Consider the following 14,746-nt stretch of genomic DNA (forward strand, 5'->3'; position numbering starts at 1 on the left):
CAAAGGATAGTTGACGGATATTTTATATCGTGTACGATATAATCGTAAACAATCATTATTAACGGTGGAGTAATAACAATGTCATTGGAACAAGTCGTTTATACAGCAAAAGCAAAAGCAACGGGTGGTCGTGATGGTCGTGCAACATCAAGTGATGGTGTACTAGATGTTAAACTCGGTGTACCAAAAGAAATGGGTGGTGCAGGTGGTGAAGTAACGAACCCTGAACAACTTTTTGCAGCAGGCTACTCTGCATGCTTTCTAGGGGCAATGAAGTTTGTATCGGGTCGTGACAAAATTGAGATGCCAAAAGATACTTTTATTGAAGGTGAAGTAGGTATAGGCCCAATTCCCAATGGTTTTGGTATTCAAGTGACATTAAATATTCATTTGCCAGAGATGGAGCAAGAGGCTGCTCAGAAATTGGTAGATGCTGCACATATTGTATGCCCATACTCAAATGCAACTCGTGGCAATATTGATGTAACACTAAATATTGTCGCTTAATGATTTAAATTTACGTTAAAGTACCCACCATTATGGTGGGTATTTTTTTAGGGGTATTATGGCTTTATCTCCAGTTTGGTATAGTTGTTATCAAGCAGCTGAAGCTCAAAAGAAATCTTTTAATTTTGATATGGCTTTTCCAGAAAAGTTTGATTTACTGCGTTTATACGACATTGAATATAAAATGCGTAATACAAGTGAAGACGAGGAGTTTCATCGTCTAATGAAAGCATTCATTACAATTCACGATGCTTATTTAAACTATGAACCGCTACCTATAGAACATGCACCAACCCGAATGTATACCTCAGATCCTCGTCTAGAAATTAAAGATATTCACCAAAAGTTTCATGGTTTTTTCAAAACACTAGATGGTTATAAAATCTTGACTGAAGAGGGCTATCAGCTGATTCAACAATTTAACTTAGGGCAAGGGACGCAGTTTTTTCCAATTCGTTTATATCATTATGAAACAAATCAACCTATAAATAATGAAACCTATTATTTGATGTGCTTGACCGATTGGCGTAATTATCTGCTACCTGAGTTTTGTGAGGGTGAGTTATATGATTTCTCCACTACTAAAGGAGGAGTCATCTCAAATTGGTTAACTCCAGGTGATGAATTTAACGATGCGATTGCACTCTCAAGTGAGGCATCAAACTGTGATTTAGATTTATGGCACGACCCTGCATTACATGGTTCTTTATTTATGTCTGATCGCTTAAAACAGGCTTTAGAGCAGGTGGGTTTTCTTCCTTGTTGGCATGTACTTTCAACGGTGCTTATATATAAACAATAAAATTGTGGATGGCGATCAAATCATTTTCAGTTACACTAACAGCGTTTAAAATAATATGTAGTGATATGCAACAGAAGCGTCGTATTGGTCAAGCTCAAAAACCGCTCAAAAATATTCCTCCTTATTTATATGATTGGTTATACGCTTCGGGCTCTTTAACTCAGCAGTTAACACGCCTTGCACATGGGCAGTTTCATGTTGAACCGATACACTCGTCTTTTGAGCGATTAAAGCTTAGAGATAGTACGTGGTTAAAGATGCCAAGCTATCATACCTCGTGGGTCAGAGAAGCATTTCTCTTTGGTTGTGAAGATATACCATGGGTAAAAGCAAAAAGTATTTTTCCTATTTTAAGTTTACAAAAGAAAGCACGTATTTTTAGACATTTAGGAACAAAGCCTATAGGCTTCTTTTTGTTTCAGCGCACACTGCCTTTATGTGAACGCCGTGTGGTCTATTTAAATGAAGGATGGACGAGGCAGAGCTGTTATACATGGCATGGTTGTAAATTTATCGTACAAGAAACGTTTCTACCTGCATTTGAAAATTTTATTCGAGAATATGAGTATAGTAAGGCCTAATTGTGGTGAATAAACAAATAACATGGGCTGAACGCCTAAAAGCATATTATTACTTATGTCGTTTTGACCGACCAATTGGTACAGAGTTGGTACTTTGGCCAACATTGTGGGCACTATGGGTCGCTGCGGGTGGCATTCCAAACTTTAAAGTACTTATATTGATGGCACTTGGTGCTATTTTTATGCGTGCAGCAGGTTGTGCTATTAATGACTTTGCTGACCGTAAAGTGGATGGCCATGTTGAAAGAACCAAAAACAGGCCTTTAGCCACTGGAGTGATTACGCCTAAAGAAGCAGTTGCTGTATTTATTCTTCTTGTTTTAGCCAGTGCATGCTTACTTTTCTTTTTGCCAATTGCAACATTTTATTGTTCTTTTGGTGCACTGTTTTTAGCATTTATTTATCCTTTTATGAAACGCTATACGCATTTGCCCCAAGTTGTTTTAGGTGCGGCATTTTCTTGGTCTATACCAATGGCATTTACAGCAGTGGGTAGACCTCTAGATTTAACTTGTTGGCTTTTATATTTTGGAAATTTAACATGGACTGTGGCATACGATACCCAATATGCCATTACAGATCGTGTTTATGATTTAAAAATTGGTGTGAAATCTACTGCTATTTTATTTGGTCGTTACGATGTGCAAATTATTGCATTATTGCAACTCATCAGTCTGTTTCTTATTGGTTGGGCTTTATTTCGTGATGATATCTTGCACCCATATGGTACGATAGCACTTTCATTGGTATTGATTGATTATCTTTATCAATGGTATCAGATTAAAGACCGTGATCCACAACGCTGTTTCAAAATGTTTTTACATAATCGGTGGGTAGGGATTTTAGTTTTTATTGGAATATTTATGAGTTTGCTGTAAGGGAGTAGCAAGTGTGAGCGAAGATATACGTACAAGGAATCGTAAGCGTTGGATTATTTTTTCTGTTGCCTTACTTGTACCTGTGTTATTGGTATTACTGTTATTTGTTGCTGCATCTCAGGATGCAAAAACAACAAAAAGATATGCATCTGAAAGAGCAGGATATGCCGAGAAGTTTGCGCAACAAGATGAAGATCGTGCACTTGCGTCAGACCCAGAGGCGACTACAAGTAGTAATCAGGGTCATTAGAATATCTGAATAAAATGCTTTTTTAAAAGCATTTTATTTTTATAGAAAAGAAAAAACCCCATATATAATTTATATATGGGGTTTTTAGAATCTTGGCTCTCCAACCTGGGCTCGAACCAGGGACCTGCGGATTAACAGTCCGTCGCTCTACCGACTGAGCTATTGGAGAATCTGATACGCATTCTATGTTTGATTTTGAGTATCGTCAAGGGTATATCATAAAAGATTCATTTGAATGGTTTAAAATTAAGCATTTTGCTTCAAAAATCACATATTTTGTCTTTTAAATTATATGTATGATTTAAGGTATTCCTCATTTTTTATCAAAATAATAAAAAGTAAGGATTTTCTAAAAATGCTTTTTACAGTAACAACATAATTAATTCATGAAATTATTGAATAATATCGTTAAATTATCTGTTTGAAACATTACCCTGCTTTAATTTGTGCAGAAAAATATTTTAACTCTTCTAAGGTTTCATTATGTCGCGAAAAATTAAAACGATCTTTATATTTTTGATCTTAATTATTGTGATTGCAGCGGCTTATTTTTTTATTAAATCAAAATCTTCTAGTCAGCCTCGGAATATGCCTCAGTCTATGGGTACGCCCGTACAAGTCGGTGTAGCAACCACACAAGATGTTCCTGTGCTTGTAAATGCACTTGGAACAGTTACAGCAAATAAAACAGTGACAGTAACCAGTAGAATTACGGGGAATTTGCAAAGTATTTACTTTAAAGAAGGACAGTATGTTCATGAAGGTGAGTTGCTTGCCCAAGTAGATGTAAAACCATCTCAAGCAACACTAGAACAATATGAAGGGACACTTGCTCAAAACCAAGCACAACTTAAAAATGCACGTTTAACATTAGCAAGATATGAAAGATTATATGAAAAAGAGTCGATTTCTAAGCAAGATTTAGATACACAGATTGCAACAGCAGGGCAGTATGAGGGTGCGGTTAAAGCAACTCTTGGACAAATTCAAGCAGCAAAACTAAACATTGGTTATGGTCGTATCGTTGCACCAATTTCGGGCTATATCGGATTAAGAAAAGTAGATATAGGAAATGCTGTGAGTGCAGATAGTACAGCAATTGCAGTAATTACACAGACGAAACCGATTGCTGTTGTATTTAGTATTCCACAAGTGCAAATTGCAGATGTAGTGAAGCCATTACGTGATGGAAAAACGCTGATTGTAAATGCTTATGATCAAAGCGGAAAAAATAAACTTGCCGAAGGTAAGGTTACTGTGATTAGTAATGAAATTGATAGTTCAACAGGAACTGTGTCATTAAAAGCAGTATTTGAAAATCAAACAGATCAACTATTCCCAAATCAATTTGTAAATGTTCAACTTACAACAAAAACTTTAGACCATGCCATTGTTATTCCGAGTGCTGCTGTTCAGCTTAGTGATGCAGGTAAATATGTATTTACTGTAAATAATCATTCTGAAGTGAAAAAAGTAATGGTTAAAACAGGCCCTGAAACAACAGATGGAAAAACAACAATATTTGAAGGTGTACAACTTGGAGATCAGGTTGTGACAACAGGTGTTGATTCTTTAGGTAACGGTGCAAAAGTTAAAGTGGTTACGCCTGAAAAAGTAGATACGCGTATTTTAGATAATGCATCTGCACCTCATCATCATGGACCGCGCTAAATTACTATGAATCCATCTCGTATTTTTATAGAACGACCTGTTGCCACTTTGTTGTTAATGATTGCGATTATTCTAAGTGGCGTTTTGGCATATAAAAACTTATCAATATCGGCATTACCCGAAGTAGATTATCCAATTATTCAGGTAACGACAGAGTTTCCAGGTGCAGGCCCTGAAGTGATGACAACAGGTGTCACCGCACCTTTAGAGCGTCAGTTAGGTCAAATGGCAGGCTTAAAACAGATGTATTCTACAAGCTCAGGCGGTGCTTCTGTTATTACATTAAAATTTAGTTTAAATATGTCGTTAGATGTTGCGGAGCAAGAGGTACAAGCCGCAATTAATACTGCCGATTCGTTATTGCCAAGTGGACTACCCAATAAACCGACATATAAGAAAGTGAACCCTGCAGATGCACCTATTATTACAATTGCTGCAACTTCAGATACATTGCCACTCATTAAAGTACAAGATATTTTAAATAATCGAGTTGCTTTAAAGTTGTCTCAAATTTCAGGTGTAGGTCTTGTAAGTCTTGCAGGTGGACAGCAAACAGCCGTACGTATTCAGGTTAATCCGACCGCGCTGACAAATCATGGTTTAACACTTGCAAATATTTCAACCGTAATTAGTAATTCGAATGTAAATGGTTCTAAAGGTGGGTTTGATGGCCCAAGTAAGTCTGTAACCATTGAAGCAAATGATCAGCTCAGAAGTATTGATGATTATAAAAATCTGATTTTAAAATATGAAAACGGAAGTGCAATTTATTTACGTGATGTCGCAACGGTAAGTGAAGCACCACAAGACCTTTACCAGTCAGCTTCTGCCAATGGTAAACCTGCCATTATTATGAATGTGCAGCGTCAACCGGGAACAAACGTTGTTTCTATTGCAGATAATATTAAACAGCAACTTCCTGAAATTCAAAAAAGCTTACCAGCATCTATTCATTTAGATATTTTATCAGACCGTACACAGACCATTCGTGCATCTATTCATGATGTGCAGTTTGAACTCATGCTGTCGATGTGTTTGGTGGTCATGGTTTCATTTTTATTTTTAAGAACATTTGCAGCAACATTTATTCCAAGTGTTGCTGTACCACTGTCAATTATAGGCACATTTGGTGTGATGTATTTGTCAGGGTTTTCAATTAATAATTTGACACTGATGGCACTTACCATTGCAACAGGGTTTGTGATTGATGATGCTATTGTTGTTGTAGAGAATATTCAACGCCATATCGAAAATGGCGAAACACCAATGCAAGCTGCTTTAAAAGGGTCGCGTGAGATTGGTTTTACCATCATTTCATTGACGATTTCTTTAGTGGCTGTGCTGATTCCACTGCTTTTTATGGGCGATGTGATTGGTCGTTTGTTCAGAGAGTTTTCTATTACACTTGCAGTCGCAATTTTTGTGTCGATGTTTGTTTCTTTAACATTAACGCCAATGCTTAGTGCTTATTTGCTGAAACATATTCCAGAAGAAAAGCATAATGTTGTTGCACGCGGTTTTGGGCGTGGATTTGATCGTGTATTACATGGTTATGAGCGCTGTTTAAAAGTTGTATTTCGCCATCAGCGTTTAACTTTGGTTGTTGCGGTATTGACCTTGGTTCTCACGGGTCTTTTATATGTTTGGATCCCAAAAGGTTTCTTTCCATCACAAGATACAGGCATGATTCAAGGGATTTCTATTGCACCGCAAAATGTATCTTTTGCTGAAATGTCAAAAAGACAACAAGCGCTTGTTCAGGCATTACAAAAAGATCCTGCAGTCGCATCTATTTCTTCAATTGTAGGTATAGATGCAACGAACAATACCACGCTAAATACAGGACGACTGCAAATTAGCTTAAAAGACTTTTCTGAGCGAGATAAGGCAGATGTTGTGATTGAGCGCTTAAAAGCAGAAGCCTCAAATGTTGCAGGTATTAAGTTGTATGCCATTAAAAATCAAGATTTAAGTGTTGATGACCAAGTCACACCGAGTCAATATCAACTGACATTGGATACTCCCGATCAGAAAGATTTAGAAATATGGGCACCTAAACTTGTTGAAGCAATGCAGAAAAATCCAATGTTTTCAGCAGTGAATCAAAACTTGCAGAATCAAGCCAATATTGCATATTTAGAAATCAATCGTACTGCGGCAGGTCGTTATGGTATTACGGCAAATGATATTGATACAGCACTTTATAATGCTTTTGGTCAGCGCTTAATTTCTACTATTTATACGCAGGCCAATCAGTACCGCGTGGTTTTAGAGGTTGAGAAGCCATACCGCCAAGACCTATCTGCTTTTTCAAATATCTATGTGTCAGGTACAGCCTCAACCACAACGAATGCAGATGGTACAGTCACAACATCTTCAACGTCGATGGTGCCTTTAAGTAATTTAGTCACTGTGTCTGAAAAAATGGGTTATCAGGGATACACCCGAATTAATCAGACTCCAGCCGCAACCTTGTCCTTTAATGTTAACCATGGCTATACCTTAGATGAGGCAAAACAAACCTTTGAGCAAATTAAACAAGACATTGGTCTACCTAAGACCATTAATGTGAAGTATCAAGGCGCATTGCTTGCGTATATTACCTCAGGCTCAAATACATTGTGGTTGATTTTGGCTGCATTGCTGACAATGTATATCGTACTTGGCATTTTATATGAAAGTTGGATTCACCCAATTACAGTACTTTCAACCTTACCATCTGCTGCAATTGGTGCTTTGCTTGCACTTCGTTTAACCGATACCGAGTTCTCGCTTATTGCATTGATTGGTATTATTTTGCTGATCGGTATTGTGAAGAAAAATGCCATTATGCTGATTGATTTTGCTCTAGAAGCCCAGCGTGAAGGCAAAACAGCAACAGAAGCAATGTATCAAGCATGTATTTTGCGGTTTCGTCCTATTTTAATGACGACTTGTGCTGCATTGCTCGGTGCGGTTCCATTGATGCTTGCTGCTGGATCGGGTGCAGAGTTACGTCAACCATTGGGACTGGTTATTGTGGGTGGGTTGTTACTGAGTCAGGTACTTACACTATTTACAACACCGATTATTTACTTGGCATTTGAACGACTTGTTCATGGTAGACAGGCTGTAGGAGAGGGGGAATAAATTGAATTTTTCAAAAATATTTATCCTTCGTCCTGTAGGCACATTACTTATTAGTTTGGCACTGACTTTATTAGGCGCACTTTCATTTTATTTAATGCCCGTTGCACCTATGCCAAAGATTGATACCCCCACTATTGTTGTACAGGGGAGTTTGGCAGGTGCAAGCCCTGAAACCATGGCTGCAACAGTTGCAACGCCGTTGGAGCGTGCATTAGGACAAATTGCAGGTATTACAGAAATGACCTCGACCAGTGGGCAAGGGTCGACCAGTGTCATTGTGCAGTTTGACTTAGATAAAGATATTGATAGTGCTGCACGCGATGTACAAGCAGCAATTAATGCGGCACGAAGCTTGTTGCCAAGTAGCATGAAAACATTGCCAACGTATCGAAAGGCAAATCCTTCCGATGCACCTGTTGTCATTTTATCTTTAACTTCATCACGGTTTAACCGTGGGCAGCTTTACGATTTAGCTTCAAGTAAATTGCAACAAAAACTGTCGCAGGTGCAAGGCGTTGGACAGGTATCTATTCGCGGGAGTGCACTGCCTGCGGTGCGTGTGTCATTAGAGCCTAAAGCACTTGAAAGCTATGGTATTTCTTTAGATACAGTGCGTGCTGCAATTAATAATGCAACAACCAGTATGCCTAAAGGGCAATTGAATGGTACAGACTATAATCTATGGATTGATGCCAATGGGCAGTTGACCAGTGCGAAGCAGTATCAAGAGGTTATTATTGCTTATCGAAATGGTACAGCTGTTCGTTTGAAAGATGTGGCATCTGTGAAAGATTCGGTGCAGGACCTATATGCAGCAGGTTATTTAAACAATGAACCTGCGGTAATGATTGCAATTACGCGCCAAGCCAATGCCAACATGTTAAAAACAATTGATGCGATTAAAGCAGAAGTGCCTGTTTTAAATGAGATGTTGCCAGCCGATACGCATTTAACATTTACTATTGATCGCTCTACTTTAACGCGGAGTGCCTTGCATGACACAGAAATGACACTTGTTATTGCGATTTTGTTGGTCATTGCGGTTGTATTTATCTTTCTTCGTAATGCACGGGCTTTACTCATTCCTGCGGTTGCTTTGCCTATTTCCATTATTAGCACTTTCACTGCAATGTATTTATTGGGCTATACGCTAGATTCTTTATCTATGCTTGCATTGATTATTGCAACAGGATTTGTGGTCGATGATGCAATTGTTGTGCTTGAGAATATTAGCCGTCATTTAGAAATGGGTAAAAAACCTGTTCAAGCTGCTTTAGATGGCAGTCGTGAAATTGGTTTTACAGTATTGTCTATGACAGCATCTTTGATTGCTGTATTTATTCCACTACTGTTAATGGGGGGGATGCTTGGTCGTCTTTTCCGTGAGTTTGCAGTCACGCTTTCTATTTCTCTTGTTTTTTCTATGTTCTTATCTTTGACATTAACACCAATGTTATGTGCGACTGTGTTAAAGCATGATATAGAAGCAACGCATACAAAAAATAAGTTTTATTTGTGGATTGAGCGACTTTTAAATCGAATGCATGATGGCTATGTAAAAAGTTTACAGGTTGTTATGAGGCATAAGCGTCTAACGATACTAACATTGTTACTGACTATTTTTTGCAATATGTATCTGTATACAGTCGTGCAAAAAGGATTTTTCCCAAACCAAGACACAGGCATGCTTATGGGAATGGTTCGAGGCGACCAAAATACGAGCTTTCAAGCATTTGAGCCTAAGCTCAAAGAGGTTGCGCAGTCTTTAATGCAAGACCCAAATGTAAAATATGTGATGTCTTCGACAGGCGGTGGAGGCTTTGGTGCACGTAATACAGGAACGTTTTTTATTCGGTTAAAAGATTTAAATGAGCGTCATCAGTCTGCAATGCAAATCGCAAATGCATTAACCATGAAAAATAAAAATATTCCGGGTGCATCGGTATTTTTGATGCCTGCCCAAGATTTACGTATTGGTGGGCGAAGTGCAAATGCAACGTATCAGTATAGTTTGCAGAGTGATGACTTAGGAATGTTACGCCAATGGGCACCAATAGTTTATGCTGCTTTAAAACAGCTTCCTCAACTGACAAGTGTAGATACCGACTCACAAACAGGTGGGCAAGAAGTAAGAGTAATTATTGATCGTGAAGCTGCGAAACGATATGGTTTGAATGTCAGTGATATTGATACATTTTTGAACAATGCATTTAGTCAAAGGCAAATTGCAACGCAGTATAGAATGCTCAATCAATATTATACGATATTGGGCCTATCTTCTGAATATACACAAGACCCGAATGTATTGAATGAATTGCATGTGCTGACAAGTAATAATCAGGCTGTACCTGTCTCAGCTTTTGCTCATTTAAGTTATGGTAATACATCTTTGTCAGTTGCACACCAAGATCAAATGGCAACAACAACAATTGCTTTTAATCTGGCAGATGGTGTGTCGTTAGAGCAGGCGCAACAAGCCATTAATGAAACTGTGGCTAAAATTGGTATGCCAGATACAATTCATGGTGGCTTACAGGGTACAGCGAAGGTTTATGAGTCGCTAGTTAAGAATATTCCATGGCTAGTCCTTGCTGCATTGGCAACGATCTATATCTTATTGGGTATGTTATATGAGAGTTGGATTCATCCAATTACGATCCTATCTACATTGCCATCGGCAGGTGTTGGAGCACTTATTTTACTTATTCTCACAAATACTCAATTTACAGTAATTGCATTTATTGGGATTTTATTGCTCATTGGAATCGTGAAGAAGAATGCCATTCTGATGGTGGACTTTGCGCAAGATGCTGAGAAAAAGAGAAATATTCCTCCTGAACAGGCGATTGTAGAGGCTTGTTCAAAGCGTTTCAGACCTATTTTAATGACAACATTGGCTGCTTTTTTTGGTGCTGTGCCGTTAATACTTGAAACAGGTGGTAATGCAGAATTACATCACCCGCTTGGGTATGCCATTTGTGGTGGGCTTGCTTTGAGTCAAATTTTAACTCTTTATACAACGCCTGTTGTATACGTTTATTTAGACCGTTTTGGAGCATGGGTAAAAAGAATGTGGCAATCCATTTATCACCCAACAACAAAAATTACAGATGAGTCATAATATGTTAAGAAGTAAATTATTTTGGTCATTGGTTGTGTTTTTACCTCTTGTAACAGGGTGTACAGTTGGCCCTGATTATCAAAAGCCTGTGATTACAAGTCCAATACAGTTTAAAGAAGCAAAAGGATGGAAAGTTGCAACGCCTTTAGATGCTGAAGCAAAGGGCAGTTGGTGGGAAGTTTATAATGATCCGGTACTTAATCAGCTAGAAGCACAAGTGATCATTTCTAACCAAAATATTGCGCAATATGTTGCGAAGTATCAGCAAGCAGCAGCATTAGTTGATCAATCACGGAGTAGCTTATTTCCAAGTGTGACACTTGGACCAAGTGCTACACGTTCAGGAAAGACAGCAGTTACGAATAGTTATACGGCAAGTCTTGGTGCATCATGGGAGCTAGATTTGTGGGGGCGTTTAAAAAGGCAAGTACAAGAAAATACGGCAAGTACACAAGCGAGTCTTGCAGATTTAGCCAATGCAACACTCAGTGCACAAACGACTTTAGCACAGAGCTATTTCGCCCTACGCGTGCTTGATCAAAGAATTCATTTGTATGATCAAACCATTGAGGTATATCGTAAATACTCACAAGTATTAAATGCGAAGTACACGGAAGGTATTATTGCCAAGTCTGATCTAACACAGGCAGATCAGTCTTTGCATAGTAGTATTGCATCTCGTGAAGATTTAATTTGGCAAAGGGCACAATATGAGCATGCAATTGCAGTACTTGTTGGGAAGATGCCTGCTGATTTTAATTTAGAGAAGCAAAACAAAGCGGTTTATATTCCAAATATTCCTATTGAGTTACCAAGTGAGTTATTGGAGCGCCGTGCAGATATTGCAGCAGCAGAGCGCCGTGTTGCTGCTGCTAATGAGGCGATTGGTATAGCAATTGCTGGTTACTTTCCAAGTTTAAGTTTATCAAGTAGTGCAGGTTATAGTAGTAATCATTTATCTGACCTCTTTTCTGCTGCAACATCTATTTGGTCTTTAGGCGCATCTGCGACTCAAAGCGTACTCGATTTTGGTTCAAATAAAGCTAAAGTTGCTTCTGCACGTGCGGCATATGATCAGACAGTTGCAAGTTATCGTCAGACTGTTTTAGATGCGATGCAAAATGTAGAGGACTATTTAGTGAAGTCGACGAGTTTAGAAAAAGAGTTTTCTGCACAGCAAAAGGCATTAGCTGCTGCAACTGAATCTGCAAGGATTATTCGTAATCAGTATGAGGAAGGTGTAATTGACTACACAAGTGTTGCAACAACGGAAGCAACACGTTTGAGTAGTCAGCAAAGTTTATTACAGTTACAGTCTACTCAGTTACAAAATAGTGTAGCTCTAATTAGTGCTTTAGGTGGTGGTTGGTCCAACCAAAACCCTTAAGTGTCTATCTTTTAAGTTTATATAAGCTCTATTTGTATACGTTACGTTTAAAACTATACAAATAGAGCAAATTTGATTAAGTAGTTAAGAACAAGTCACATTATTTATTTGAGATGTTCCTTTCTCTGCCGCAATAACAGTATCTGAAATACTTGTGGTCACGCGGTTAAGGGCTAACTTAGAAGATGTGACCATATCAGGAATACTATTTGTATTCGTGATTGTCTGATTAAAGGTCATTCTACAACTTAATGTCCGATGAGTAGATGGTTTTGTTGCTATGGCTGTTTGTATTGGTTCTATAGGTTTAATGATCCAACTAACCTCAACTTCTACATCTCCTTTATTTTGAGGGGATATGGGTTTGATAATGTCAAAACGCGAGAAATCGACAGCAATTCGATAAACTGTATTTGTACTTGGTACGCCACTACTATAGCGGTCGACAGCATTTAACTGTTGCTGAAGACCTGAAGAAAGGCTGTCATGCAGTTCAGTAGATAGACTTGAAGTCCATCTGTCATTGTCTAAAATAGTGGCCTGACCTTGTTCGGTGTTAATCATGATTGGTATGCGATCTAAACGATCGGGTAAGCTAACAGGTAGAACCTCAATCATTCTAAGCGTCGCTCCATGAGCAGGCTCGACACGTGGAGCAAGAGTATAGTAGTTAGGTGTAACGGAGCTTGCACAGCCCGTTAAACCTACTATGAGTATACTCAGTAAGGTGGAGGAGATCATTAAACTGAATGGCTTCATTTTACTTTGCATTTTTAGTCTCTCCTTTTTTTCCACGAATTAGTGATTCAGGATGCTGCTCAATATAATCTGACATCAGTTGTAATGATGCAGCTGTACGTGTCACTTGTTGTAATACTTTGCGTAAGTCTTGTTGCATTGGTGCATCACTTGACAAAATTGATTCAGTCGACAGCATGGTTCTACGAGCATCATTTAATGTTGCTTGGAAATCAGGTGCTACTTTTGTATCTAGCTGTTTAACGAGCTTGTCAGTCGAATTAATAGTCGTATTAATACTTTTTAATGTTTTACGTACATCATCACCAATTTCATTAATTGGGAACTTACTAATTTTATCTGCAATTTCAGAAACTTGAGATTGTAAACTGTTGAGCTCAGGCGGTGTTGTTGGAACTTCAACAATTCCATTGTCATGCTGTATTAGATGAACAGGTTTGGCTCTATTGAATTTATCAAATGCAATATAGTTTTGTCCTGTGAGTAGGTTTCCTGTACGCATCTGTGCACGCCAGCCTTGTTGGATAAAGCTTCTGAAAATACTACCAGTAGGATCTAACTCTTTACCATTTGCTAATCGTGAAGGATATAAAACTGCATCTACACGCATACGCAATTTTCTATAATTTGGATCAAATTCAACATTAATGGCTGTTACATCACCAATATTTATACCCATAAAGTCAATTGGCGCACCAGCAGCGAGCCCACGTAGTGAAGTATCAAAATACATAATAATTTTATGTGGTTTACCATCTGGAACTTTTAAAGCATCTGTTCGAGAGTTCCATAAAGTAAAGTGGCTTTGGACAGGTGCCATTGCAGCATTTGAATTATCTGGATAGCCAAAAGCAATACCTCCTGCAACAATACTTGCGAGAGACTGTGTATTGAGGCTAAACCCTGATGCATTGAGGCTAACATCTACACCACTAGCTTGCCAGAAGCGGGCATCTGTAGTGACAAATTTATCATAAGGGCTACGGATAAATGTTTGCAGCTCCACATGTTTTCCATCTGAAGATAAGTTATAGGCAGTAATTTGTCCGACATTAATTCGGCGATAATATATAGGTGAGCCAATATCTAAAGATCCAAGATTATCAGCAGTCAGAAAAAATATTTTCCCTGGAACGTCCGAAGGTACAACAGGTGGTGTTTCTAGTCCTACAAAATCGGTTTTTTCCTCAGAGGCTTTACCACCATCAACTTCAATATAAGAGCCAGATAAAAGAGTATCTATACCTGAAATACCTGTTGTGCCAATACGTGGACGTACAACCCAAAAACGAGAGTCCTTAGCTGCAAAACTGCTACTGTTTTTCGTTAGCTCAATTTCAGCAATAACATGTGTGTTGTCTGAAGAAAGTTTAATTTGACGTACAAGTCCAATATTCACTTGTTTGTAACGAACATTGGTTTTTCCTGCCTCTAGCCCATCTGCTGTTTTAAAGCTTACCTCAATAGTTGGGCCTCTTTCCCAAACAGCTTTAGCGGCTAGTGAGAGGGCTATGAGCAAAGCTACAATAGGAATAATCCAAATAAGAGAAATCTTATGATTTGGCTTTTTTTTCTTAGGCGCAGGTATATTTTTTAGCTCAGGCTCTTGCTGAGTTGTCGTATGATGATCTAAGTCATCATTTTTTATATTTTCAGACATA

At 38.4% G+C, this 14,746-nt stretch carries 11 protein-coding genes and 1 tRNA gene; 9 read left to right on the forward strand and 3 right to left on the reverse strand.

Going from position 1 to position 14,746, the window contains the following annotated elements:
• Positions 1 to 78: 78 nt before the first annotated feature.
• The 5 genes from P256_RS00440 to P256_RS00460 all read left to right on the forward strand — a co-directional run bounded on the left by P256_RS00440 (position 79) and on the right by P256_RS00460 (position 3,018).
• Positions 79 to 507 (forward strand): organic hydroperoxide resistance protein, encoded by a 429-nt coding sequence (locus P256_RS00440; protein WP_023271699.1) that lies wholly within the window; start codon positions 79 to 81, stop codon positions 505 to 507.
• Between the two features lie 58 nt (positions 508 to 565).
• Complete coding sequence (locus P256_RS12905) at positions 566 to 1,309, forward strand: hypothetical protein (RefSeq protein WP_023271700.1); 744 nt, start codon at positions 566 to 568, stop codon at positions 1,307 to 1,309.
• A gap of 65 nt (positions 1,310 to 1,374) precedes the next feature.
• The gene (locus P256_RS00450) at positions 1,375 to 1,890 is read left to right on the forward strand and encodes a chorismate--pyruvate lyase family protein (protein ID WP_051353534.1); all 516 of its coding nucleotides are present in this window, start codon (positions 1,375 to 1,377) and stop codon (positions 1,888 to 1,890) included.
• Between the two features lie 5 nt (positions 1,891 to 1,895).
• Positions 1,896 to 2,768: a 4-hydroxybenzoate octaprenyltransferase gene (gene ubiA / locus P256_RS00455; protein WP_407637971.1), complete on the forward strand. Its 873-nt coding sequence runs from the start codon at positions 1,896 to 1,898 to the stop codon at positions 2,766 to 2,768.
• A gap of 13 nt (positions 2,769 to 2,781) precedes the next feature.
• Positions 2,782 to 3,018, forward strand: a complete 237-nt coding sequence (locus P256_RS00460) for a hypothetical protein (protein WP_023271703.1) — start codon at positions 2,782 to 2,784, stop codon at positions 3,016 to 3,018.
• A 93-nt stretch (positions 3,019 to 3,111) separates the two neighbouring features.
• Here the strand turns inward: P256_RS00460 and P256_RS00465 are convergent.
• Positions 3,112 to 3,187 (reverse strand) — tRNA-Asn (locus P256_RS00465).
• A gap of 314 nt (positions 3,188 to 3,501) precedes the next feature.
• Here P256_RS00465 and P256_RS00470 point away from each other — a divergent pair.
• The 4 genes from P256_RS00470 to P256_RS00485 are packed head-to-tail and all read left to right on the forward strand — an operon-like array spanning position 3,502 to position 12,326.
• On the forward strand, positions 3,502 to 4,689 hold the full coding sequence (locus P256_RS00470) for an efflux RND transporter periplasmic adaptor subunit (protein WP_023271704.1): 1,188 nt from the start codon (positions 3,502 to 3,504) through the stop codon (positions 4,687 to 4,689).
• A 6-nt stretch (positions 4,690 to 4,695) separates the two neighbouring features.
• On the forward strand, positions 4,696 to 7,818 hold the full coding sequence (locus P256_RS00475) for an efflux RND transporter permease subunit (protein ID WP_023271705.1): 3,123 nt from the start codon (positions 4,696 to 4,698) through the stop codon (positions 7,816 to 7,818).
• Position 7,819: 1 nt separating this feature from the next.
• The gene (locus tag P256_RS00480) at positions 7,820 to 10,939 is read left to right on the forward strand and encodes an efflux RND transporter permease subunit (protein ID WP_023271706.1); all 3,120 of its coding nucleotides are present in this window, start codon (positions 7,820 to 7,822) and stop codon (positions 10,937 to 10,939) included.
• A 1-nt stretch (position 10,940) separates the two neighbouring features.
• Positions 10,941 to 12,326, forward strand: coding sequence for an efflux transporter outer membrane subunit (locus P256_RS00485; RefSeq protein ID WP_023271707.1), 1,386 nt, complete (start codon positions 10,941 to 10,943; stop codon positions 12,324 to 12,326).
• 84 nt (positions 12,327 to 12,410) lie between these two features.
• Here the strand turns inward: P256_RS00485 and P256_RS00490 are convergent, their stop codons facing one another.
• Positions 12,411 to 13,097: a PqiC family protein gene (locus P256_RS00490; protein ID WP_023271708.1), complete on the reverse strand. Its 687-nt coding sequence runs from the start codon at positions 13,095 to 13,097 to the stop codon at positions 12,411 to 12,413.
• On the reverse strand, positions 13,087 to 14,745 hold the full coding sequence (locus P256_RS00495; protein WP_023271709.1) for a PqiB family protein: 1,659 nt from the start codon (positions 14,743 to 14,745) through the stop codon (positions 13,087 to 13,089). The genes P256_RS00490 and P256_RS00495 overlap by 11 nt, the downstream gene beginning before the upstream one ends.
• Position 14,746: the final 1 nt, after the last annotated feature.

The organism is Acinetobacter nectaris CIP 110549 (assembly GCF_000488215.1).
GTDB classification, from domain to species: Bacteria; Pseudomonadota; Gammaproteobacteria; order Pseudomonadales; family Moraxellaceae; genus Acinetobacter; species Acinetobacter nectaris.

Excerpts from the sequence above, each read along its gene's own strand:
- P256_RS12905 (WP_023271700.1), top strand. The coding sequence starts at position 566 with ATGGCTTTATCTCCAGTTTGGTATAGTTGTTATCAAGCAGCTGAAGCT.
- P256_RS00485 (WP_023271707.1), top strand. The coding sequence starts at position 10,941 with ATGTTAAGAAGTAAATTATTTTGGTCATTGGTTGTGTTTTTACCTCTT.
- P256_RS00475 (WP_023271705.1), top strand. The coding sequence starts at position 4,696 with ATGAATCCATCTCGTATTTTTATAGAACGACCTGTTGCCACTTTGTTG.
- P256_RS00450 (WP_051353534.1), top strand. The coding sequence starts at position 1,375 with ATGCAACAGAAGCGTCGTATTGGTCAAGCTCAAAAACCGCTCAAAAAT.
- P256_RS00495 (WP_023271709.1), bottom strand. The coding sequence starts at position 14,745 with ATGTCTGAAAATATAAAAAATGATGACTTAGATCATCATACGACAACT.
- P256_RS00470 (WP_023271704.1), top strand. The coding sequence starts at position 3,502 with ATGTCGCGAAAAATTAAAACGATCTTTATATTTTTGATCTTAATTATT.
- P256_RS00440 (WP_023271699.1), top strand. The coding sequence starts at position 79 with ATGTCATTGGAACAAGTCGTTTATACAGCAAAAGCAAAAGCAACGGGT.
- P256_RS00490 (WP_023271708.1), bottom strand. The coding sequence starts at position 13,097 with ATGCAAAGTAAAATGAAGCCATTCAGTTTAATGATCTCCTCCACCTTA.